At 61.0% G+C, this 20,583-nt stretch carries 25 protein-coding genes; 17 read left to right on the top strand and 8 right to left on the bottom strand.

All coding sequences use genetic code 11. The features are described from left to right. Positions 1–136 precede the first annotated feature (136 nt). The 4 genes from AC1DXN_RS24150 to AC1DXN_RS24135 all read right to left on the bottom strand — a co-directional run bounded on the left by AC1DXN_RS24150 (position 137) and on the right by AC1DXN_RS24135 (position 2,473). A complete protein-coding gene (locus AC1DXN_RS24150; RefSeq protein WP_477276516.1) occupies positions 137–979 on the bottom strand; it encodes an anti-sigma factor family protein in 843 nt (280 codons plus the stop codon). After that, positions 976–1,473, bottom strand: coding sequence for a sigma-70 family RNA polymerase sigma factor (locus AC1DXN_RS24145; protein ID WP_477276514.1), 498 nt, complete (start codon positions 1,471–1,473; stop codon positions 976–978). The genes AC1DXN_RS24150 and AC1DXN_RS24145 overlap by 4 nt, the downstream gene beginning before the upstream one ends. A 357-nt stretch (positions 1,474–1,830) precedes the next feature. After that, entirely contained in the window at positions 1,831–2,127 is a 297-nt protein-coding gene (locus tag AC1DXN_RS24140; protein ID WP_477276512.1) for a hypothetical protein, read from the bottom strand. 166 nt (positions 2,128–2,293) lie between these two features. Further along, complete coding sequence (locus AC1DXN_RS24135; protein ID WP_477276510.1) at positions 2,294–2,473, bottom strand: hypothetical protein; 180 nt, start codon at positions 2,471–2,473, stop codon at positions 2,294–2,296. A 617-nt stretch (positions 2,474–3,090) separates the two neighbouring features. On the opposite strand from AC1DXN_RS24135, the gene AC1DXN_RS24130 reads away from it, so the two are divergent. From AC1DXN_RS24130 to AC1DXN_RS24120, 3 genes are all read left to right on the top strand, one after another. Further along, the gene (locus AC1DXN_RS24130) at positions 3,091–3,621 is read left to right on the top strand and encodes a Ros/MucR family transcriptional regulator (RefSeq protein ID WP_477421684.1); all 531 of its coding nucleotides are present in this window, start codon (positions 3,091–3,093) and stop codon (positions 3,619–3,621) included. A 486-nt stretch (positions 3,622–4,107) separates the two neighbouring features. After that, the gene (locus AC1DXN_RS24125) at positions 4,108–4,602 is read left to right on the top strand and encodes an RNA polymerase sigma factor (RefSeq protein WP_477276506.1); all 495 of its coding nucleotides are present in this window, start codon (positions 4,108–4,110) and stop codon (positions 4,600–4,602) included. After that, positions 4,599–5,189 (top strand): hypothetical protein, encoded by a 591-nt coding sequence (locus tag AC1DXN_RS24120; RefSeq protein ID WP_477276504.1) that lies wholly within the window; start codon positions 4,599–4,601, stop codon positions 5,187–5,189. Before AC1DXN_RS24125 ends, AC1DXN_RS24120 begins: the two co-directional genes overlap by 4 nt. A 139-nt stretch (positions 5,190–5,328) precedes the next feature. Here the strand turns inward: AC1DXN_RS24120 and AC1DXN_RS24115 are convergent, their stop codons facing one another. Next, entirely contained in the window at positions 5,329–5,892 is a 564-nt protein-coding gene (locus tag AC1DXN_RS24115; RefSeq protein ID WP_477276502.1) for a TetR/AcrR family transcriptional regulator, read from the bottom strand. A 51-nt stretch (positions 5,893–5,943) separates the two neighbouring features. Between AC1DXN_RS24115 and AC1DXN_RS24110 the strand changes: the two genes are divergently transcribed. Next, on the top strand, positions 5,944–6,513 hold the full coding sequence (locus AC1DXN_RS24110; protein ID WP_477276500.1) for a dihydrofolate reductase family protein: 570 nt from the start codon (positions 5,944–5,946) through the stop codon (positions 6,511–6,513). 302 nt (positions 6,514–6,815) lie between these two features. Then, complete coding sequence (locus AC1DXN_RS24105; RefSeq protein WP_477276498.1) at positions 6,816–7,307, top strand: thermonuclease family protein; 492 nt, start codon at positions 6,816–6,818, stop codon at positions 7,305–7,307. Positions 7,308–7,463: 156 nt separating this feature from the next. Here AC1DXN_RS24105 and AC1DXN_RS24100 read toward each other — a convergent pair whose 3' ends face one another. The 3 genes from AC1DXN_RS24100 to AC1DXN_RS24090 form a co-directional block, all read right to left on the bottom strand. After that, positions 7,464–7,715 (bottom strand): hypothetical protein, encoded by a 252-nt coding sequence (locus tag AC1DXN_RS24100; RefSeq protein ID WP_477276496.1) that lies wholly within the window; start codon positions 7,713–7,715, stop codon positions 7,464–7,466. A gap of 498 nt (positions 7,716–8,213) precedes the next feature. Continuing rightward, positions 8,214–8,399, bottom strand: coding sequence for a PLP-dependent transferase (locus tag AC1DXN_RS24095; protein ID WP_477276693.1), 186 nt, complete (start codon positions 8,397–8,399; stop codon positions 8,214–8,216). A gap of 44 nt (positions 8,400–8,443) precedes the next feature. Beyond that, on the bottom strand, positions 8,444–9,229 hold the full coding sequence (locus AC1DXN_RS24090) for a TetR/AcrR family transcriptional regulator (protein WP_477276494.1): 786 nt from the start codon (positions 9,227–9,229) through the stop codon (positions 8,444–8,446). 35 nt (positions 9,230–9,264) lie between these two features. Between AC1DXN_RS24090 and AC1DXN_RS24085 the strand changes: the two genes are divergently transcribed. The 12 genes from AC1DXN_RS24085 to AC1DXN_RS24030 all read left to right on the top strand — a co-directional run bounded on the left by AC1DXN_RS24085 (position 9,265) and on the right by AC1DXN_RS24030 (position 20,473). Beyond that, the gene (locus AC1DXN_RS24085) at positions 9,265–10,461 is read left to right on the top strand and encodes an acyl-CoA dehydrogenase family protein (protein ID WP_477276492.1); all 1,197 of its coding nucleotides are present in this window, start codon (positions 9,265–9,267) and stop codon (positions 10,459–10,461) included. 10 nt (positions 10,462–10,471) lie between these two features. Further along, complete coding sequence (locus AC1DXN_RS24080; RefSeq protein ID WP_477276490.1) at positions 10,472–11,011, top strand: flavin reductase family protein; 540 nt, start codon at positions 10,472–10,474, stop codon at positions 11,009–11,011. Between the two features lie 78 nt (positions 11,012–11,089). Beyond that, on the top strand, positions 11,090–11,935 hold the full coding sequence (locus tag AC1DXN_RS24075) for a dioxygenase family protein (protein WP_477276488.1): 846 nt from the start codon (positions 11,090–11,092) through the stop codon (positions 11,933–11,935). Positions 11,936–11,954: 19 nt separating this feature from the next. Beyond that, positions 11,955–12,287: a hypothetical protein gene (locus tag AC1DXN_RS24070; protein ID WP_477276487.1), complete on the top strand. Its 333-nt coding sequence runs from the start codon at positions 11,955–11,957 to the stop codon at positions 12,285–12,287. Positions 12,288–12,416: 129 nt separating this feature from the next. Then, the gene (locus AC1DXN_RS24065; RefSeq protein WP_477276691.1) at positions 12,417–13,685 is read left to right on the top strand and encodes an ABC transporter substrate-binding protein; all 1,269 of its coding nucleotides are present in this window, start codon (positions 12,417–12,419) and stop codon (positions 13,683–13,685) included. A gap of 6 nt (positions 13,686–13,691) precedes the next feature. Next, positions 13,692–14,441 carry an ABC transporter ATP-binding protein gene (locus tag AC1DXN_RS24060; RefSeq protein WP_477276486.1) on the top strand — a complete coding sequence of 250 codons (750 nt, stop codon included), beginning with the start codon at positions 13,692–13,694 and terminating at the stop codon, positions 14,439–14,441. Between the two features lie 55 nt (positions 14,442–14,496). Then, positions 14,497–15,138 carry an ABC transporter ATP-binding protein gene (locus AC1DXN_RS24055; protein WP_477276689.1) on the top strand — a complete coding sequence of 214 codons (642 nt, stop codon included), beginning with the start codon at positions 14,497–14,499 and terminating at the stop codon, positions 15,136–15,138. Between the two features lie 5 nt (positions 15,139–15,143). Continuing rightward, positions 15,144–16,010, top strand: coding sequence for a branched-chain amino acid ABC transporter permease (locus AC1DXN_RS24050; RefSeq protein WP_477276485.1), 867 nt, complete (start codon positions 15,144–15,146; stop codon positions 16,008–16,010). After that, positions 16,007–17,023: a branched-chain amino acid ABC transporter permease gene (locus tag AC1DXN_RS24045; protein ID WP_477276484.1), complete on the top strand. Its 1,017-nt coding sequence runs from the start codon at positions 16,007–16,009 to the stop codon at positions 17,021–17,023. Before AC1DXN_RS24050 ends, AC1DXN_RS24045 begins: the two co-directional genes overlap by 4 nt. Next, positions 17,020–18,057, top strand: a complete 1,038-nt coding sequence (locus AC1DXN_RS24040; RefSeq protein WP_477276483.1) for a maleylacetate reductase — start codon at positions 17,020–17,022, stop codon at positions 18,055–18,057. The genes AC1DXN_RS24045 and AC1DXN_RS24040 overlap by 4 nt, the downstream gene beginning before the upstream one ends. 591 nt (positions 18,058–18,648) lie before the next feature. Continuing rightward, entirely contained in the window at positions 18,649–19,338 is a 690-nt protein-coding gene (locus AC1DXN_RS24035) for a winged helix-turn-helix domain-containing protein (RefSeq protein WP_477276482.1), read from the top strand. Between the two features lie 253 nt (positions 19,339–19,591). Continuing rightward, positions 19,592–20,473 (top strand): GHMP family kinase ATP-binding protein, encoded by an 882-nt coding sequence (locus tag AC1DXN_RS24030; protein WP_477276480.1) that lies wholly within the window; start codon positions 19,592–19,594, stop codon positions 20,471–20,473. Positions 20,474–20,583: the final 110 nt, after the last annotated feature.

Here is a 20,583-nt window from a genome sequence, read left to right as displayed (position 1 = left end):
TCCGCCCGGAGCTGGGCCAGCCGTGCACGAGCACGCGCGTCGCGTCCGGCACCTTGCTGCTGCAGTGGTCCGTCAGCCCGCGCAGAATCCGCGCCAGCGGGACGTCACACTTGATATCGGTCTGGACGGAAGGCGATCAGCCGGTGACGACGGCGGCGCGGAAGCGCGCCACGAAATCGTCGAGCTCCGGGCGCTCCATGTCGGAGATCGCCCAATAGGAGAAGGCGCCGTCGCTCCAATGCACCAGCGAGAAGCCGCCCTTCGAGAGGTCGACAGGGTCGGTCACCGCCCCGGCATTTTGCGGCTCGGCGACAAGAGTGATCAGATGCTCGCGGTGGCGATAGACCAGCGCCGGCACTGCCCGGCCGCCGATAACCTCGACCCTGCCACCGATGAGCGCAAATCCGTCTTTCGCCATGTCAGGCGCCGGCGGCGAAAGGCCGAGCCTTGCGTCGAGCCATGGCTTTACCGTGTGCCGGTCCGACGAGACAACATCGACCGGGCTGGTCGCCAGCAGGCTGCGCTGGTGGCCGCTGGCTACACCCGCGGCAAAGCTATCAGTAGCGCCAGGCTGCATCGCCCATTGCGTCGCACCGCTGGCCAGCACCGCGCTGATCATGATCGACGCCGCCATGGCTCGCCAATCGAAGGAGCCTAAGTTGCGCGCCGACCACCCCGTTCTAGTGTCCCTGGCTTGCGCTGGCGGCGCTTTGGGGCGCAGCACCTCGACGTTGCCGGCCGCGGCCATGGCAGCGATGCGCGCGCTGAACGCGTCGCTGACTTGCGGCTTGGGAAGTGAACTCACAACCACTTGCAGGGCAACGATGCGGGCATGTTCGGCCGCCAGGCTGGGATCGGCGGCGATGCGGCGCTCGACAGACATAGCCGCGGCGGCGTCAAGCTCGCCATCGACCAGGGCGTGCAGCATCAGGTTCATGCCTGCGGCGTCCTCGGGCAATCCGTCGTTGTGCGCGCTCATTGCGCCCTCCCAAGGTCAGAGATCAGCAGGCCACGCGCCCGCGCGAGCCGTGACATCACCGTACCCATCGGCACGCCCAGCATGGCCGCGATATCGCGGTAGGCGAGGCCATTGATGTCGCGCAGCACGAGGGTCTCGCGAAACGGCTGCGGCAGGGCGGCGATCGCGGCTTCTAGTGCTGCGGTATCTGCCTTGGCGATCAGGCTCGCCTCCGGGCTCTCGCTGTCGGGTGGATCGGCTGCGTGAGCGGAGCTCACCTCGTCGAGATCGGCGAGATCGCCGACCGAGACGATGCTGCGCGGGCGATTGCGCGCCAACCATGTGTAGGACGAATTGCGAACGATTGTGAGCAGCCAGGCGCGCGCATTGCCGCCGGCATAACTGGCGATGCTGGCATGTGCCTTCATGCAGGCGTCCTGCACGACATCCTCGGCATCGGTGGCATTGCCGGTCAGCCAGCGGGCCAGCGAAAGCGCATCGGCGAGATGAGGCATTACCACTTCTCCGAAGCGGTCGGCCTGCGCATTGCTGCTCAGCATCGGTACACCGTCATATGCGCCTCGCCTTGAGTGCTCAGGAGGCGAGGATGGTTCTGTCTTGCGAGCGAACCCAGCGGAAATATTTAGGGTCGCCAACTGCGGTGAATGTGAAGGCAAGTGTCTCATCGATGTCAATCACACACTGGACCGCAATGTTGCATCCACCCGGATGCGTTCTCGAGCACAAGCATTGCCAAATTCACGGCCGATATCGCATCCGCGGCGCCTGATCTTTCTCGATCCCGACCGGCGCAGGACCTTACGGTAGACAGGTTGGGAGCCAGCCGGCCGCAGGCGGCCAACCCGTCGCCTTCAAGAGGTCCTGGGAATGCGTCGACCATTGCCGTCGTGGCCGTCAGTGTGCGGGTTTGCAGGGGGTGTTCCTTCAAGGTCAATCAGCAGCGTACGCATGGAAGACCAGTGCGCGCGGCGTTTTATTCCCGGATAGCGAAAATTTCTTCTTGGCAATGTGAATTGGTCCGGCCCAGCCAGCTCCAACGCTATTTTAGCCCGCCATATCACGCTCAACGCGCCCATCGAGATCAAACGCGCCGCTCCTGAAAGCTGACGTTCGGCTTGGGCGGCGCCATGCTCGGCATTGACCTTCACACCAGGCTCATCATTTTCAGGACCATCATAGCCATGATGATGAATGCCCCCACCATGGCCACTGTTACCGCCACGTTCTCGCCGGCCTTCCCACTAGGATTGGCTTTTAGGCGAAGCGAGACCACGATCAGTATACTTGCGGCTTGGCAAGCGAACCCGGTGAACATCAGCCAAAGCGCCGCGCCGTGAAAATGGAAATCGCGCCGTCGAGGCGCCCAACGGGGACCGCGAAATCGTCATGCAGCACACCATACGCTGGCCAGCCCAACAGCAATGCGGCGATGGTTACCGCCACCACGCTCGCGGACCTCGGGTTGCGGCTCCGCCAGCTGCCGCGCGTTTTCATTTTGTCCCTCCGGGGAGGCCTTCTGATATTTAATAACCGAAAGGCTCACATTTCTGCAAACAGTGTAAGAGAGTACCAACCCAGCACCGTTTCGATGCCTCGCATGAACCATTGATAACTGAACGACAATGAAATGGCACCCTCATCCCGTTTGCCCCGCCCTCCGGTTCAGAGCATAGCGGGGATGAGTTGTTTTGAGAACTCGCGCAGCTATATTTCCATTTCGAACAGAAGCGGCAGTTCAACAGAACATTTTGGCCGTCGACTTTTCCAGATCGTTGAATGACCCTTGAGTGTCGATGGCGGTGGATCTGACCGTTGCGGACGATTGGTCCAGCGCCAAAGCCATAATGACGCCGACTGGCATGGTCCAGGCTGGGATGGTTTCGTCTCAGTCTAAAGGGAGGGTCACATCGGGATCGGGCTGCCGTCGTTGAAACGGGATTGACGGAACCTCTAGAGGTTAGCTGCACCCGATCAGAGCGATGAAAGCGAGGCTTACTCTTATAATGTTGGGAAAGAGGTGGATTTTACAAAGAAACCCACTATTTGTMTCGCTGGCGGTGTGGGGAAATCAAATTCGGTCAATTCGTCCGATACTATTAGAGGAAAACTATATGACCACTGGTCCCGAACAAGACAGCCAATTTGATACCATGTCGATAGCGGCCGACATCGTCGCCGCCTATGTGTCGAACAATCCACTGCCGGTCGGCGAGTTGCCAAAGCTGATAGGGGATATCCACGCCGCTCTGAAAGGCATCGGCACGCCGGCAACGGAACCTGTCGTCAAGCAGGAGCCGGCAGTGTCGATCAGGAAGTCGGTGACGCCGGACTTCATCATCTGCCTAGAGGACGGGAAGAAGTTTAAATCCCTGAAGCGGCATCTTCAGCATTTTGACCTGACCCCCGACCAGTATCGGCAGAAGTGGAACCTGCCCGCCGATTACCCAATGGTCGCGCCGAACTACGCGGCCACTCGCTCGGCCCTGGCCAAATCAATAGGGCTCGGGCGCAAGGCGGYGGTGCCCACACCTGCCGCGAAGGAAAAAACAAAAAAACCCGCGCGCGCGGCAGCGGCAAGCACACCTGCAGCGTCGATCAAGTCGCCGCTGAAGAAGGCGCGCAAAGCACCTGCTAAAGCCTGACCGGCTACCCCCAGGCAGTGCTGATCTGAACTTGGCCAAGCCCCGCCGCGCGGCGGGGTTTGGTTGTAGTGCCCTCGGCCTTGTTGCGCTCGACCCAACGCGTCAGGATCTTGACCTACAGGCCATACACCCGCGCCGCAAAGGCTAAAAACCGCCTTCGATCACTGCCAGCGCCTCTCGATGCGGCGGCGTGAGACGGGCATTCCTGTGGGAGTGCATTCGGACCCTCCGATGAGCGCTGAAGCTTGGTAACTCCAGTCTCCTTGGTTCGGTCTCCGAATGGACAACCTCGTGAAAGCTCACAGCCAGGCCTACTTGTGTCCGAGCAGGCCTGGCCGTGGGCACATCGAATCTCGGGCGTTCAGAAGGCGTGCGTTGGGCCGGATGTAAGAAATCCGACGGAAGCGCGACTAACTCTACATGACCATGGCTTGTACAACGAAGACACTTGGGCCGGAACTGCCCGAAGATGCCGATGAGCGATACATGCTGGCTGTCGAACTTCTCGGTGGAGCGCTTGCGCGGCTGGCGGCTGGCTACGAAGCAGATTCTGCCGAACGACAAGATTTGCTCCAGAACATCCACCTTCAACTCTGGCGCAGCCTGGCATCGTTCGATGGCCGGTGCTCGCTCCGAACATGGGCCTACCGCGTCGCCCACAATGTCGCCGCAGATCACGTTGCGAGGGCCAGACGCTGGAATCATACGGTCGGTCTCGATGATTTTGGAGATCACGATCCCGTTGATCCCACGCCGTCACCCGAGACGGACCTGGTCGAACGGCAGGCGCTTTCACAGGTACATGCGATCCTCCAGCGTCTAGGGCCGATCGATCGGCAGGTGATGATCCTCTACCTCGAAGACGAAAGCGCGGCGACCATCGCCGAAGTCTCGGGGCTTTCGGCCGGTGCTGTCGCCACCCGCATTCATCGCGTCAAGCGCCTCATAGCTGATCGCTTCAAGCTGGGAGCAGCCCGATGAACGACAAATCCGCTCCCGGCATCGACGCTCGATATCACTGGAAGGAACAGCCCATGACAACGGCAACCATCACTCTCGACGAGATGAGGAAACGCGAGCGGCAGTTCACCCGGACGACGACCCGCCGAAACACGCTCGAATATCTGGCCGGAGGCACGGCGGCGCTGTTTCTCCTGTTCATGGCCGTGTTTACCTTCATCAAGGGCGATTCAGCCATCGACATGCTGATTGCCTCGGGCTTTGCAGCTTTGGTGATCGGCATGGTGCTGGCAGGTCTCCACCTTTTCACCCAAAGTCGTCGCATCAAGGGCGACAGCGACGTTGCCGCCACCGGCGTCGACCATTTGAGGCAACGCTTGGAGCATGAGCGTGTCCTGCTCCAGTCGGCCTGGCTCTGGTATGTCGGGCCATCGATGCCTGGATTCGTCATGATCTACGGCGGTATGTTCCTCGCTGGCAACGTGTCCTTCGCGTTCACCGGGGGCGGACTGACATTCGCCTTTCTGCTCTTCGTCGCCATCATCAATCGGCGCGCGGCTGCAAAACTCGAACGCGAAATCAGGGATTTGCGCCGACATGTGGAATAGCGTGCGAAAGGCCAAGAGGTGCAACTCGCCGTAGGCCCAAGGAGAGTCGTCCTGGCGAGAAAGGCATAGGTGCGCGGTCGTCAGGAGATTCTTGGCGACGCGTTCTGGAGCGACGAAGCGCGTGGTTCACGCTGCCTGGTCACTTGACGCCGACGCTCCGGCACCAGTCTTCAAGTACAGTCGCAACCGAGGCATCAGGATCACCGTCACGCTTGAACGCCCACCAGATGAAGGCTCCCTGCCAAACGCCAGCCATCTGCCATCCAAGCCGCTCGGCAAGCTCAGTGTGGTTCGTCAACCGCCTGCCCAAGGACTTGGCGAGATATTTGCCCCAGGCGCAACCACGCGCTCGAAGCGTTGGATTTCGCAGGTCCTCTCGCAACAGAAGCAGTCCGTCCGTGAGGTTGTATTCGGCCATATGACCCGGCATGAGCCGCATCAGCATCGAGATGGCGCCTGCTGGGCTGACAGGAGCCTCCGCGTCGGCTGCGGCGGTGGCGGCGTCGAGACGCTCCCAAGCGTGCAGTAAGACGGCCTCGATCATCGCCTCGCGCGTGGCAAAACGTTGCACGAGCGTTGCTGCGGACAACCCCACCGCCTTCGAAGCCTTGGAAAAACTCAGCCCACCCGGTCCCGCGGTCTCCAGAGCGGCCAAAAGCCTGTCGAGCACAACGTTATCCGAAATGGTCTTGATTCTGCCCATAGCGATATTTATAAACAACCATTCGTTTATAAGCAAGCGGAGGCGCGGCTAGTGGCCAAGATTCTCGGGTACATCGCAACCAGCCTCGACGGCTTTATCGCCACCGAAGAGGACAGCCTTGAGTGGTTGTTCGAGTACAACGATCTCGACCTCGGCGAGCACGACTACCGGAAGTTCATCAAGCGCATCAGGACGGTTGTCATGGGGCGGGGCACCTATGACTTTCTCGCAAGAGAGGACTCTCCCTGGGCCTACGACGAACAGCGCGTTTTAGTCGTCACCTCCAAGTCAATTCCGACACCGAAGGGACGTCTGGAGACGCGCGGCGACGTCGACGATCTCATTTCGGAGTTGCGAGGCCTCTCCGACGGAGATGTCTGGCTGCTCGGCGGAGGGAAATTGCAGATGGCCTTCATCGAGCGATGCGCGCTGGACGAAATTGAGATCTATGTGATGCCGGAACTGTTGGGCGGCGGAAGACCACTTTTCCCCCCTGCAGGCTTTCGGACGAGCCTTCGCTTGCTTCAAGCCCGCAGCCTTGACCAAGGTTGCGTTCGCCTTCATTACGCCTTCGACCATTCCTCTCGAAGCGAAGATATCGTGTCGCAAGGAACGATCTGATGGCGCGTTTTATCGTTCAAGATCTCAGCCTGCAGGAGGCCTAGATGGCCGAGGTTTCGTTGGGAGGAGCAGCCATGGTTCAGATTCTCGCCGTTGGCGATCGTCGGCATTTTTCATGCCGGTGGATCCTGCATCAATCGTGCGGCGCCCAGAGAGCCGGTGCCCTGGTCGACGGTGTCTGTTGAGGGATGTTGCAAGACTTGTTCGGCCGGTCAGGCGTGTGGCGATAGCTGCATTTCACGAGAAAAACGATGCGACAATGCGCTGGCCGCACGTGTGATGGCTGACAGGAGTTACAGATCATGACGCGCTTTCCTCTCTTTGGCGCCTGCCTCTTGTCGGTCGCCTTGCTCTGCGTCACCTTGGCTGCCGTGGCCGAACCGCTGGTGGGTATTCCATCTGTCGTCGACGGCGACACGATCGAAATTCATGGCCAGCGAATTCGCTTCAATGGCATAGACGCGCCGGAGAGTGCTCAGATTTGCGTCGGTGCCTCTGGCAAGAAATACCGCTGCGGGCAGCAGGCATCCTTAGCCTTGGCGGATTTCCTCCAGGCGCATCGCCCAACATCGTGCGTTGAAGTCGAGCGCGATCGGTACAGGCGCATGGTCGCTGTCTGCACCGCCGGAAGCGTCGATATCGGCGAATGGATGGTTCGACAGGGCTATGCGCTTGATTGGCCGAATTATAGCGCTGGCTTCTACGTTCGGGCCGAGAAGGAAGCCAGGACCGCAAAGCGCGGCATGTGGGCCGGCTCGTTCGACAAGCCGTGGAATTGGCGCAGGGAACACTAACACCAACTGCGTTTTTTCCTCCGATCTCGCCAGGAGCCCGTTCAGTTCCGCGGCAGTTTGTGGATCTCCAATCTTCCGACCCGCCTTTGTCACTGCTCGTGCAGAAAAGCGCCTTCTCGAGGGAGCAGAACAGCGCACCTTTGCGATATCGCCGGATCAGCCCGCCGGTTTCACCTCGACAAGGTGTGAGGATTTTGTGCTCCCGGCCGGCAACGTGTGCCATTCGCGCAGATCTCCAAGTGAAACGTCCAGTCCCGCATGAATGCTGCCGTTGATGATCGTCTGGGGTGAGACCTTCACCTCACCGGGCGTGATGATTTGCGGTTGGGCGATAGATACCGTTTCGTCGACGACTTGCCATCGCAACGGTATGCCGACAGATAACCCCTGCGTGTTGAAGGCAGTCAAAAACCTGATTGCGCACCCCCCGGCGATGGGGTCGTGGGTTTTGGGTCCACCTCGATCATCATGCAGTCTGTGGGCCGCCGTGGCGGGGACAGTCGGTCCCGCGTCCCGGCTTTCAGCCGTCGCTATGCTGACGCTCCTACGGCTGTCCCGTTTGCCGCTACGACGGGGGCGAATTTCCTCCATCACGCGCGCGAAGCTCGTCCGGCGTTGCGGACGCGCGCGAGATTGCGGTTTATACGCCCGCTATGCTTTGGGCGCTGGCTGCTCGGGATTCGTTCGTTGCGATGGAACTAGACCGCTATCCGCAATCAGCCAGCTTCGCTTCCAATTGTCGACGTGTTCCCGCATGAGGGCTTCCGTGCGACGTCACTTTATGCGCCTACAAGGCTATGCCAGCACGTAGCGGACATTTGCAGGATTGGCTCTCCTATCGTCGAAAGAGGACCCATCGCTCAGGACCATCTTCCCGAGGGCGTCTGAGGGGCGACGATGGGATGGCTACGACGCCGGCCGGTCAGGTCCGAGTGTCCGCCGATGTAACCTTGTCGCCGATTGCATGCCCACATCGGCCCCAAGTTCGAGCGGCGGCTGAAGCACAGATGTAGCCCAAGTGTTGTCGATCACTGCTGAGGCTCCCGCCTGGTGCGCGATTTTGCAGATGGCCGAAATGTCGACAACACGTATCGTCTGGTTCGACGGTGTCTCGACCCATACGGGGCCGGTCCGCTCTACAACGATGTTTTTTCTGGAGAGAGCGCAGGCCGCGGCCTGGAAGCCAGGTCAATAGCTTCAGCTTCGCCAATTCCGGTCATACACAGGAGCCGAATTACCGTTTCGTGGGTGACGGAAGTGGTTAGTTCCTCCTTCGCGAAAGCAAGGCTCACGCCCACAATGGCAAAGGTCGCCATTTTCCACGTGAGTTTTCCGTCTGCCACCTTGAAGCGACCTGCCTTCGTAGCATTTTCCAGATCACGGATCGCGAAGGGGCCCATACACCGATACATCGCGTCCGCAATGACTTCAGGGCGGTTCAGCAGCTGCCGCCAGCGAATGTCGCTGGTCGTGTGCTCGATCACGGTCCGGACGCCGAAAGCGTAGACCTGGGCCGGATCGGAAAAGGTGTCGGTCACTTCCTCGATTCGAAGCGCCAGGTTGTGCATGACCCGCTCCATTACGGCGACGGCCAGATCGTCCTTCGATTTGAAATAGCTGTAGACGGTTCCGGCCCCGACATCCGCAAGCTCCGCGATTTCCTGCATTGTGGCCGCGTCGATGCCTTTCTTGGATATCACCCGGTATCCCGCCTGGACGAGCGCTTCCCGATTGCGCTCCTGCCTCAGAGCAACTCTTCCCTTGGTCGCCGTCTTTGACGTCTGCAATGTCCACCTCCATGCGCGCGGACCATGATGCAGCTGAAAGCGAAAAGTCAAGTTCGAATGGAATTCAAAAATGAACACAAAACGATCAAAGCGATAATCGATATTGACTAACGTACGAAAATGAATGACATTCATTTTTGGAGTGAGAAGCGTGTTCGGGAGGAGAGAAAATGAACGTCCAAGCGTTTCCGCGCATCGATCAATCGAATGTGAAGGCCATTGCCGAGAGCATGATCCCCCAACTCGCGGCACGAGCTTTCCAGACTGAGAAAGATCGCAGGGTTCCCCAGGAAAACATCGATCTTCTCGAGCGCAGCGGCCTGCTCAAGATCTTCAGATCGAAGAAATGGGGCGGCTCGCAACTGTCGATGCGTGCACATGTCGACGCGGTTTCGACCGTTGCCAAAGGTTGCGGCGCGACCGCCTGGGTCCTCGGCATATACCATGCCCATGACTACCTGATCGGCCACATGAGCGAAAAAGCCCAGGAAGAGATCTATTCGACCGGTGACATCCAGGCGGTGGCGGCGGTCATCGGTCCGCGCGGCAAGGCAATCAGGCGCGCCGACGGCACCTATCTCCTGAACGGCTTCTGGCCGTTTGCATCCGGCAATTCGGCGGCGCACTGGGTGCTGCTTGGAGCCGAAATATTCGACGACGCAGGAAACAAGGTGGACGAGGGTGACCTTGCCGTGCCGGTCGGGGATCTCGAACGCCTCGACGACTGGCATGTGGCGGGCCTGCAGGGAACCGGCTCCAATTCGGTCAAGGCTGTCGACGTTGTCGTACCCGTCCACCGGTTCCTGTCGCTGCCTGCGGTCCTCGAAAACCAGACGCCGATCTTCACGAACCAGGATGCGCCCGCGATCTTCAAGTGCCAGGGCGGGCCGGCACTCGGGATGTTCGTGGCGACCTCCGCCCTCGGCGCAGCGAAACTGGCGCTCGAGGAATTCTGCCGGGTCGTACCTGGCAAGAAGGTGATGTACACCTCGCATATCTCGCACGAATGGAACGCATTGCAGATCGCGCTCGGCGAGGCGGCGGCGATGATCAACCAGGCTGAACTGGTCTTCTATCGTTGCGCCGACGATGTCGACGATTATGCACGCCGCGGCGAGAAGATGCCGATGGAGATGCGCGGCCGCATCCGGATGGACATCACGGTGGTGCCGAGCCTGTGTCGCGATGCCGTCCAGAAGCTGCTCACCATCGGCGGCGCCTCCGGTCTGTCGCTGAAAAGTTCGATGCAGCTCTGCTTCCGCAATCTGCAGGCGACGACGATGCACGGTTTCCTGCTGCATGATGCAGGTGCCGAGATCTATGGGCGCGTTCTGCTGGGGGTCGATCCGGGCACTGGCGTGATCTGAGACCGTGGTCATGCGCACGAACTTCTCATCCGTTTCGGCCGCAGAATATGTCGCTGCCGTCGCACAGCACGTGTCCTCGGTCTGCGTCATCACCACCGAATGCGGTGGCGAACGGTTCGGGCTGACGGCGACGGCGGTGTCTTCCGTTTCGGCGGAACCGCCTCGTCTCCTGGTCTGCGTCAACAAGAACGGCACCACCCACGACAAGATCGCCAAGGCGGGGGTCTTCTGCGTCAATGTCCTGTCGGAGGAACAAGACAAGGTCGCGATGGTCTTTGCAGGCATCGGCGGCAGCAAGGAGGGCCGCTTTGCCACCGGTGAGTGGACCACGCTGAAGACAGGGGCACCGGCGCTTGGCGGGGCTGCCGCGGTCTTCGACTGCGTGGTCGGCGAAACCATCGACCAGTCCACTCACACGGTGTTCTTCGGTGATGTGATCGCGATCACCGACCGCAAGGGAACCGACACTCTGCTCTATGGGGCCCGCCGTTTCCGGCAGTTGCGCAAGGTCTTCGCCGGGTTTGGGACCGGGGAGCACGAATATCTGTGAACCGTGGCCCGGCCCGGCCGGGACTGCGGGTCAGTGCAGGGCGGGCTTGGCGTATAGGGCGCCCACGTGGAGGACAAGATGGCGAAATACTTTTCCGAAGAGACATCGGTCGAATCCGTGAATGCTCGCGTGGCGCCGACCACCGATGCGCGGCTCAAGGTCGTGATCGAGTGCCTGGTCAAGCATCTGCACGCCTTCACCAAGGAGATCAGGCTCACCCAGGAGGAATGGGAGCTCGCAATCGCATTCCTGACCCGCACCGGCCAGATCTGCAGCGCCGAACGGCAGGAATTCATCCTGCTCTCCGACGTGCTCGGCCTCTCCATGCTCGTCGACGCCATCAACAACCGCCGGCCGCCCGGCGCGACCGAGAACACCGTGCTCGGGCCGTTCCATGTTGCCGATGCGCCGGTGCTCGAGATGGGCACCACTATCTGCCTCGACGGCAAGGGCGAGAGCTGCCTGTTCGAGGGCAGCGTGGTCGACCTTGACGGCCGTCCGATCAAGGGTGCGAAGCTCGACGTCTGGTCGGACAATGCCGACGGCTTCTATGACGTGCAGCAGCCCGGTATCCAGCCGAAATGGAACAATCGCGGCATCTTCATCACCGGTGCGGACGGCCACTACAGTTTCGTCGGTATCAAGCCGGTGTCCTATCCGATCCCCAACGACGGCCCAGTCGGCGAGCTGCTCGTCGAACTCGGCCGCCATCCCTACCGGCCTGCACACATGCATTATCTGGTAACCGCGCCCGGCCGCCAGAAGCTCGTGACCCATACCTTCGTCGGCGACGACAAGTATCTGGAATCCGATGCCGTCTTCGGCGTGAAGAAGACGCTTCTGGCACCCTTCGAACGGCTCACCGATGCCCCGACGCAATGGCGCTCGCCTTTCGATTTCGTGATGACGCCGCATGTCGGCTGAGCAGTAAGAGGAACCTGTCATGCCCCTGGTGAAGATCCATGTCGAACACACGCTCTGGCAAGAAAGACAAGAGCAGCTGACGATCGCTCTCAAGCCGATCCGCGCGATGCTCTGCGATACGTTCAAGGTCGAGCCGTCACTTTGCCAGCTCTCGCTCATCCCGATCTGGGGTGTCGACGATCAGGCGCCCGTAGCCGCGGAAATCCAGATCCTGCCGCGACCGGAGCGGACACGTGATGTCGTGCGGGGCGCGTGCGAGCGGCTGCGCGAGGTGCTGTCCGAGGCTGCGGGTAGCTATGTCGTGATCCGATCGACGCAGCTCGATCCGGCGACCTATCTCGCGCTGAAGTGACGAGAATGATGGCGGCCTGGAAGGGCGGCAGGAGGGAAGGAAGGCGTCCTGAATGGCGCCGTGACGAAGGCCGTGCAGACAGGGAACCACAAGGCAAAATGGGAGGAGTACTCTATGACCAAATTGATGATGCTTAAGCGCCGCCAACTGCTCAAGGGCGTTGGTGCTGCTCTTGCGGCCCCCGCCATCCTGCGCGTGACGCAGGCAATGGCGCAGGAGGCGGTATTCAAGATCGGCTATGTCTCGCCGAACACCGGCCCAATCGCCGGCTTCGGCGAGGCCGACGCCTTTATTCTCGACGGCGTCCGGAAAGCGTTCGCTGGCCTTACCAACAACGGCAAGCCGGTGAAGGTGGAAATCATCGCCAAGGATTCGCAGTCGAGCTCGAACCGCGCCGCGGAAGTCGCAACTGAACTGATCGAGCGCGACGGCGTGCAGATGCTGCTTGCCTCCGCCGCGCCGGATACCGCCAACCCGGTCGCCGACCAGGCGGAACTCAACGAAATCCCCTGCATCACCTCGATTGCGCCGTGGCAGCCCTACTTCTTCGGCCGCAACGGCGATCCGGCCACCGGCTTCAACTGGACCTACCATTTCTTCTGGGGCCTCGAGGACGTCATTGCCAACTTCATGGGGCTTTGGGCTCAGTCGGGTGTCGCCAAGAAGGTCGGCGGCCTGTTCCCCAATGACGCCGACGGCAATGCCTGGGGCGATCCCAAGCTCGGCCTGCCGACGCCGCTTGCCAGTGCCGGCTATTCGCTCGTCGATCCTGGTCGCTATCAGGTCATGAACAATGACTTCTCCTCGCAGATCACCGCCTTCAAGCAGGCCGGCTGCCAGATCGTCACCGGCAACATGATCCCGCCGGACTTCGCCACGTTCTGGTCGCAGGCCAGCCAGCAGGGCTTCAAGCCCAAGGTCGTGACGATCGGCAAGGCGCTCTTGTTCCCGTCGGTCATCGAATCCCTCGGCGACCGCGGCGACGGGCTGACGACAGAAATCTGGTGGTCGCCGAGCCATCCCTTCACCTCAAGCCTCACCGGCGAGAGCGCGAAGGCGATCTCCGATAACTACATAAAGGCCACGGGCAAACAGTGGACGCAGCCAATCGGCTTCAACCACGCGCTGTTCGAGGTCGCGGCCGATGTCATCAAGCGCGCTGCCGATCTGAGCGAGCCCCATTCGGTAATCGAGGCGGTTGCGGCAACCGACATGCAGACCATTGTCGGCCCCATCTCCTGGAAGGGCGGAAAGCTGAATCCGGTCAAGAACGTCGTACGCACACCGCTGGTCGGCGGCCAGTGGCAGAAGAAGGGCGACCATTTCGAACTCGTCATCACCAACAACAGCCAGTACCCGTCGATCCCGGTCGGCGGTGAACTGAAGCTGCTGGCGTAAGGAAAGATGCGGATAGCGAACAGCCATCCGCATCAGCTGCCCATGCTGCAACTTCAGTCCCTCAGCAAACGCTACGGCGCGCTGGTCGTCGCCGACGAGGTCTCGCTCAATGTCGCGGATGGAGAAATCGTCGGCATTCTCGGCCCCAACGGGGCCGGGAAGACGACGCTCTTCAACCTGATCGCCGGCACAGTAACGCCCGATGCCGGCACCATCACCTTCGACGGTCGCGACATCACTCGGCAGAATGCGGCAAGGCGCTGCCATGCCGGTATTTCGCGATCGTTCCAGGTGCCGCATCCCTTCGTCGGCATGACGGTGTTCGAAAACGTCCTGGTTGGTGCGACCTTCGGGCGTGAGGCGACGGGCGCTGCCGACTACGCCATGCAGGCTCTCGAGCTATCGGGCCTCGCCAAGAAGGCCAATCATCTGGCCGGCACCCTGCCCCTGCTCGACCGCAAGCGGCTCGAGTTGGCGCGGTCATTGGCCACCCAGCCACGGCTGTTGCTGCTCGATGAGATCGCTGGCGGGCTCACCGAAAGCGAATGCCGGGAACTGCTCGAAATACTGCGCAAGGTGCATGCCTCGGGCGTCACCATCGTCTGGATCGAGCATGTCGTGCACGCGCTTCTCTCGGTTGCCCAGCGCCTGGTGGTGATGAATTTCGGCCGCAAGATCGCCGATGGCGCTCCAGACGAGGTGATGGCAAGCCGCGATGTGAGATCCATCTATCTCGGGGAGGACATGCTTGTCTGATCCTCTCCTGTCCATCGAGCAACTCGAAGCCTTCTACGGCGATTCACAGGCGCTGATGGGAATCGACCTGACGCTGGCCCGCGGCGAGCTGCTGGCTCTGATCGGCGCCAACGGCGCCGGCAAGAGCACGCTGCTGAAATCGATCGTCGGCCTCGTCAAGAACCGGCGCGGCGCGATCCGCTACGACGGGTGGGACCTGTTGAAGGTTCCGGCCTTCGCCATCGTGTCGAAGGGCATCGCTCTGGTGCCGGAAGGGCGGCGGCTCTTCCCTTCGCTCTCCGTCGAGGAAAACCTTCTGATGGGCGGTAGGGTGGGCCGAAAGGGCCCTTGGGGTCTCGACACCGTCTACGATCTCTTCCCGATCCTGAGGGAAAAGCGGTTCGCGCCATCCACATCTCTCTCAGGCGGCCAGCAACAGCAGGTGGCGATCGGACGGGGCCTCATGTCCAATCCAGACGTCCTGCTGCTCGACGAGGTGAGCCTCGGTCTCTCGCCTGCCGTCATCAAGGATATCTACGCGCAGCTGCCGAAGATCGTCGCCAACGGTCTTTCCCTCGTTGTCGTCGAACAGGACGTGAAGCGTGCGCTCGGCGTCGCGGACCGTTTCATGTGCATGCTGGAGGGGAGAGTTTCGCTGAAGGGCAAGCCGGGCGACTTCACCCACGACCAGATCACGAACGCCTATTTCGGGACCTGAAGCCTATGGATTGGATCAATATCGTCGTACAGGGGGTGCTGGTTGGCGGCCTTTATGCGCTGTTCGCCACGGGCCTTTCGCTCATCTTCGGGGTGATGCGCCTGGTCAATATCGCGCATGGCGATCTCATCGTCGCGACTGCCTATCTCGCCTACACGATCATCCAGCTGACCGGTCTGCATCCCCTGGCGAGCCTGGTCCTCGTCGTGCCTGTGGCCGCCGCCTTCGGCTACGCGCTCCAGGCTGGAATTCTCAACCGCGTGCTCGACAAGGACATCCTGCCTCCGCTTCTGGTTACCTTCGGCCTGTCCGTCATCATTCAAAACGTGCTTCTCGAAACTTACAATGCCGACAGCCGCAAGCTGAATGCCGGCCTGATCGAGACCGGAAGCTTCGGCCTCATGCCAGGCGTCGATATCGGCTACTTCCCGCTGCTCACATTCGTCAGCGCGCTCGCAGTTGTGGCGGTGCTGCAATTCCTGTTCTACCGCACGCCGCTCGGCCGCGCCTTTCGCGCCGTTTCTGACGATCCGGAAATCTCGCAACTCATGGGCTGCGACAACCGCAAGATCTATGCCTGGGCCATGGCGCTTTCGATGGCGGTCGTGGCGATTGCCGGCGTCTTCCTGGCGATCCGCGCGAATTTTGATCCTTTCATGGGCCCGAGCCGTCTGATCTTCGGCTTCGAGGCGGTGATCATCGGCGGTCTCGGCAACCTCTGGGGCACGCTTGCCGGCGGCATCATCCTCGGCGTTGCCCAGGCGATCGGCGCGCAGGTCAATCCGGGCTGGCAGGTGCTTGCCGGCCATTTGGTTTTTCTCACCGTCCTTGCGGTCAAGCCTCGCGGCCTGTTTCCCAGAGAGCAAGCATGAACAGCTACAGGATTGCCCGTTCCACGACCCTCAGCCGCTTATCGCTCGCCGTTGCCGTCGGGCTCGTCGTCGCTCTTGCGGCCGCACCTGCCTGGGGATCGACCGCAACGCTGCGCCTGCTCGGCGAATTCATGATCTATCTTGCGCTCGGCAGCCTTTGGAACCTGCTTGCCGGGTATACCGGCCTGGTCTCGGTGGGCCAGCAGGCGTATGTCGGCCTGGGTGGCTATATGTTGTTCACGCTGGCGATCCATGCCGGCATACACCCACTGCTCGCCATACCAGCGGCCGGCGTCATCGCCGCGATCGTCTCGGTCCCCGTGGCCAAGCTGGTCTTCCGGCTGAACGGCGCCTATTTCGCGATAGGCACATGGGTCGTCGCGGAAGTCTTCCGGCTCGGCTTTGCCCAGATGGCCTCGCTCGGCGGCGGGTCCGGATCGAGCCTGCCGATCACGATCATGAAGGATCTCGCGAGTTCGAAGGCGATGCGCGAATCCCTCATCTATTGGGCAGCGCTCACGCTCGGCGTCGGGTCTGTCGCCTTCGTCTATCTGCTGCTCCGCTCGCGGATCGGCCTGGCGTTGACCGCCATCCGCGACAGCGAGACGGCATCATCGAGCCTCGGCATCGCCATCCCGCGCATCAAGCTCGGCGTCTATGTCTGCGTCTCGGCGATCACCGCCATGGTCGGATCATTGATCTTTCTGCAAAAACTCCGCATCGTGCCGGACGCCGCTTTCTCGGTGAACGACTGGACGGTGCTCACGATCTTCATGGTGGTGATCGGCGGGATCGGCACGATCGAAGGGCCGATCATCGGTGCCATCGTCTTCTTCATCCTGCGCGAATTCCTGGCCGATCTCGGCTCGTTGTATCTGATCATTCTGGGCGCGCTTGCCATCGCCATCATGGTCATTTCGCCGAAGGGGATCTGGGGGATCATCACAGGACGTCTCGGCATCTCGCTGCTGCCCGTTGGCTATCGCGTCGAAACAGAAGGAGAGCGCCGGTGAACCCTTTCGACTTTCTGCCCCTCACCACCCGCGTCATCTTTGGCCGAGGCCGGATTTCCGAGGCCGCGATGGAGCCCAGGCGGCTGGGCATGACGCGCCCGCTGGTAGTCGCGACGCCGCAGCAGGCCGGGAGTTGCGAGGAGCTTGCCCAGGCAATCGATGGCTTGGCCTATCCGATTGCCGTCATGCATACGCCGCTTGATGTCACGGAGCGTGCGGTCGCTTTCGCGGCCGAAAACGGCATAGACGGCATCGTCTCGCTTGGTGGCGGGTCTTCGACGGGTCTCGGCAAGGCGATCGCGCTCAGGACCGATTTCAACCAGCTGGCGATCCCGACCAGCTACGCCGGCTCAGAAATGACGGACATTCTCGGCGAAACCAATGCTGGGCAGAAGGCGACCAGGCGCGATCCGCGCATCCGCCCGGAAACGGTGATCTATGATCCGGGCCTGCTGGCGACGCTGCCGGACAGGTTCGCTGCGACGAGCGGGCTGAACGCGATCGCGCATGCTGTTGAAGGCCTCTATGCGCCGGATGGCAATCCGATCCTTTCCCTGATGGCGGAAGACGGCATTCGCGCTCTCGCTGCCGCCTTGCCGAAGGCCAGTGCAGGGCATGACGAAGCGCTCTACGGGGCCTGGCTCTGCGGCGCTGTGCTCGGCGGTACCTCCATGGGCCTGCATCACAAGCTTTGCCATGTGCTCGGCGGCACCTGCGACCTGCCGCATGCCGAAACCCATGCGATTGTGCTGCCGCAGGCGGTCGCCTACAATGCGCCCGCGGCCGGGGAAGCGATGAACCGCATTGCCCGCGCCCTCGGGACGAAGGATGCGGCGATCGGTCTCCACGAACTGGCGAAATCGATTGGTGCTCCGACGGCGCTGAAGGACATCGGTATGCCCAAAGACGGGTTGGACCGCGCCGCCGACATTGCTGTTGCGAACCCCTATGCCAATCCGCGGCCGCTCGACCGCGCCGTGATCCGCTCGCTGCTCGAAAACGCCTATCACGGCCACGTGCCGGTGCTGAACTGACCGCCCCCCACATGATCGCGCTGGTGGCGAACTCCTTCGCCGACGAACATGCCTCGAGTAGCAACGAAGCCTGCCTGCAGTTGATGTTATGGTTGGGTTGTTCCGGCATTCTCGCCTTTCATAATGCGGGAGACATACGATCAGGTCGTCTGACGGCAGCCAAAAGGCTTAACTTCGCAACAAGCACCTGCCGGTCGGGCCGGCGGTTTCGCCAACGGACCGCCTTGGCGGGAACAGCCGGTCCCGCGTCCCAGCCGTCGGACGTCACTATGCTGGCGCTCCTGCGGTGTCGCCTCACCGCCCGACGTGGGTGAATTTCCTCCATGCCGCACGCTGGGCTTGTCCCATGGTGCGGACGCGCGCGGGATTCCGGTTCATACGCCCTCTATGCTTTGAACGCCGGTGTCGCCGGATGCGGGCTTGTTCGCTGTCACGTTGATCGGCACGCCGTTTGAGCCGGGCGCGCTCAGAACGTGAGCTAGGGCTTTGTTGTTATGGCTGGTTTGTTCTGGCATGCTGACGCCTGGTAATGCAGGATTCGACATACAGCCAGATCGTCTTGATGGCAGCCGAAAGACCTAAGCTGCGCATATGAAGCCATTGATCGTCATCTGCTCGCAGGATGCGGAGTTCTATCTGCTCCTCAGCCACATTCTGGAGGTTGACGGTTTCGCCAGCATGCTGGCCAGCTCCATCGAAGAGGCGCTGATGCTCGCCGCGAAGAAGGCAGTCGAGGTCGTTGTGCTGGACTGTCGGCCGGACAATCAGTTGGCGGCGGGAAGCGCCAGACTTAAGCAGGATGCCCGCACGGCCGCCCTGCCCTGTGTCGCCCTGGTGTCGCCCGGCGCGGAACTTCAGCACATCCAGCTGTTGCGGTCCGGTATAGATGAGCTCTTTGTCAGGCCATTTGCGCCGGCCAAGTTGCTCGCGTATCTGCACGACCGGCTCGGCGCGGGACGGCGAGCCCTGCGAGGCAAGTCGCTCGCATACAGCGATGTCGAAATGCAGATCGACACGCATCGTGTGCGCTGCTCCGGCAGGGAAATCGTGCTTGGTCCAATCGAGTTCAAATTGCTGCGTCACCTGCTTGAAAACCCCGAGAAGGTCATCAGCCGCGATGAGCTGATAGAGGTCGCATGGCCAAACAGCGCCGGTGTCGTCGCGCGCATGGTCGATGTTCACATTAGCCAGCTGCGCAAGTTGCTCAAGCAATCCTCGCACAGCGCCGGCATTCGCACCGTCAGGCTCGCAGGGTATGCGTTGGAGCACAGATCGGACTGATGTTTCAGCAGGTGGATCGAGCAACTCCTGGCGCCTTGACGATATCAGCCGTTGGGCTGCGTTTCGGCCCGTTCCTTTGAGCCGTTACATTTGTGACGATTGCGTAGTGCGTATGCGCTGTGCGTGTTGTCTGTGCAACTATCGTGAAACAAAAGATTATTACTTTGATTGTTGCTTAAGAAATCGCCTCCTGCGAAAGTATTGTCTTGATTAAACAAGAAGATACTAAAGTATATAGCGGGAGGATTTGGGTATGCCTATTGATGCGGGGTACGCCGAGGCCATCGGCCACCACGGCGAACTGGTTCAAGGCCTCTTTGAAGACGACGGTGCCCAGATGCGGCGTGCTCTGGTTTCGCTGCCTTGCCGTCAGCTGAGATCCAAAGCCAGGTTCGCCATGAACAATGGCGACCAGGTGAGGGTCATACCGGCCTCGCGGGAGAAGGCCCGACGCGCCGCCGAGTTGACCGTCAACGCATTCGGCCGCACGGGCATCGGTGCCGATCTCGAGATAGACAGCAACATCCCCTTAAGCCGCGGCATGGGGTCGTCGACCGCGGACGTCCTCGCGAGCATTTTGGCCGTCCTGGATTGGTTGGGAATAGAGGCCGCGTCGGACGATGTAATGCAGATTGCGGTCAGCGCCGAAACTGCTTGTGACTCGACCTTGTTCAGACAGCAGGCGGTTCTGTTTGCACACCGTGACGGTGTCGTCATGGAGTCCTTTCGCAGGCCTCTGCCGCCAATCGATTTTATCAGCATCGATACAACGCCTGGCGCAACGGTCGATACGCTTGACTTTGAGCCGGCGCGTTATGACCAGCTTGAGATAGAGACCTTTCGCCCCCTGCGCGGCCTGCTGCGAACAGCCATCAAGAATGCGGACGCGCGGATGCTAGGCAGGGTTGCCACGGCCAGCGCCCGGATCAACGACCGATTTCTGCCAAAACCACGGCTGGCTGAAATCGAAACGATCGGTGCCCGTTTCGATGCCATCGGCTTCCAGGTTGCTCACAGCGGCACGGTGGTCGGGCTGATGTTCGATGCGTCGGACGAGCATGCATCCGAGAACATCGAGCGTGCAACAGCTGCTTTGCGACAGTCTGGCTTCGAGCCGGCAATCTTTCGTCACTGACAGCTTGGTCCTCAGGAGAAAGCCCCATGTCGACGCGTTCCTTAATGCGCAAGCTGGAAGATTTCGAAGGTCCTCGCCTCGTTCCGCTGGGCGGAAATCTCTACGGCGCC

This window comes from Mesorhizobium sp. P2_H9, from assembly GCF_056403215.1.
Note: the sequence above shows the minus strand (reverse complement) of the source record. Positions and strands in the feature narration are given on the sequence as shown.

Coding starts and splice junctions, on each gene's coding strand:
- AC1DXN_RS24150 (WP_477276516.1), bottom strand. CDS start 979: ATGAGCGCGCACAACGACGGATTGCCCGAGGACGCCGCAGGCATGAAC.
- AC1DXN_RS24145 (WP_477276514.1), bottom strand. CDS start 1,473: ATGCCTCATCTCGCCGATGCGCTTTCGCTGGCCCGCTGGCTGACCGGC.
- AC1DXN_RS24135 (WP_477276510.1), bottom strand. CDS start 2,473: ATGAAAACGCGCGGCAGCTGGCGGAGCCGCAACCCGAGGTCCGCGAGC.
- AC1DXN_RS24125 (WP_477276506.1), top strand. CDS start 4,108: ATGCTGGCTGTCGAACTTCTCGGTGGAGCGCTTGCGCGGCTGGCGGCT.
- AC1DXN_RS24120 (WP_477276504.1), top strand. CDS start 4,599: ATGAACGACAAATCCGCTCCCGGCATCGACGCTCGATATCACTGGAAG.
- AC1DXN_RS24115 (WP_477276502.1), bottom strand. CDS start 5,892: ATGGGCAGAATCAAGACCATTTCGGATAACGTTGTGCTCGACAGGCTT.
- AC1DXN_RS24105 (WP_477276498.1), top strand. CDS start 6,816: ATGACGCGCTTTCCTCTCTTTGGCGCCTGCCTCTTGTCGGTCGCCTTG.
- AC1DXN_RS24090 (WP_477276494.1), bottom strand. CDS start 9,229: ATGAATGTCATTCATTTTCGTACGTTAGTCAATATCGATTATCGCTTT.
- AC1DXN_RS24085 (WP_477276492.1), top strand. CDS start 9,265: ATGAACGTCCAAGCGTTTCCGCGCATCGATCAATCGAATGTGAAGGCC.
- AC1DXN_RS24080 (WP_477276490.1), top strand. CDS start 10,472: ATGCGCACGAACTTCTCATCCGTTTCGGCCGCAGAATATGTCGCTGCC.
- AC1DXN_RS24075 (WP_477276488.1), top strand. CDS start 11,090: ATGGCGAAATACTTTTCCGAAGAGACATCGGTCGAATCCGTGAATGCT.
- AC1DXN_RS24070 (WP_477276487.1), top strand. CDS start 11,955: ATGCCCCTGGTGAAGATCCATGTCGAACACACGCTCTGGCAAGAAAGA.
- AC1DXN_RS24065 (WP_477276691.1), top strand. CDS start 12,417: ATGCTTAAGCGCCGCCAACTGCTCAAGGGCGTTGGTGCTGCTCTTGCG.
- AC1DXN_RS24060 (WP_477276486.1), top strand. CDS start 13,692: ATGCGGATAGCGAACAGCCATCCGCATCAGCTGCCCATGCTGCAACTT.
- AC1DXN_RS24055 (WP_477276689.1), top strand. CDS start 14,497: ATGGGAATCGACCTGACGCTGGCCCGCGGCGAGCTGCTGGCTCTGATC.
- AC1DXN_RS24050 (WP_477276485.1), top strand. CDS start 15,144: ATGGATTGGATCAATATCGTCGTACAGGGGGTGCTGGTTGGCGGCCTT.
- AC1DXN_RS24045 (WP_477276484.1), top strand. CDS start 16,007: ATGAACAGCTACAGGATTGCCCGTTCCACGACCCTCAGCCGCTTATCG.
- AC1DXN_RS24035 (WP_477276482.1), top strand. CDS start 18,649: ATGAAGCCATTGATCGTCATCTGCTCGCAGGATGCGGAGTTCTATCTG.
- AC1DXN_RS24030 (WP_477276480.1), top strand. CDS start 19,592: ATGCCTATTGATGCGGGGTACGCCGAGGCCATCGGCCACCACGGCGAA.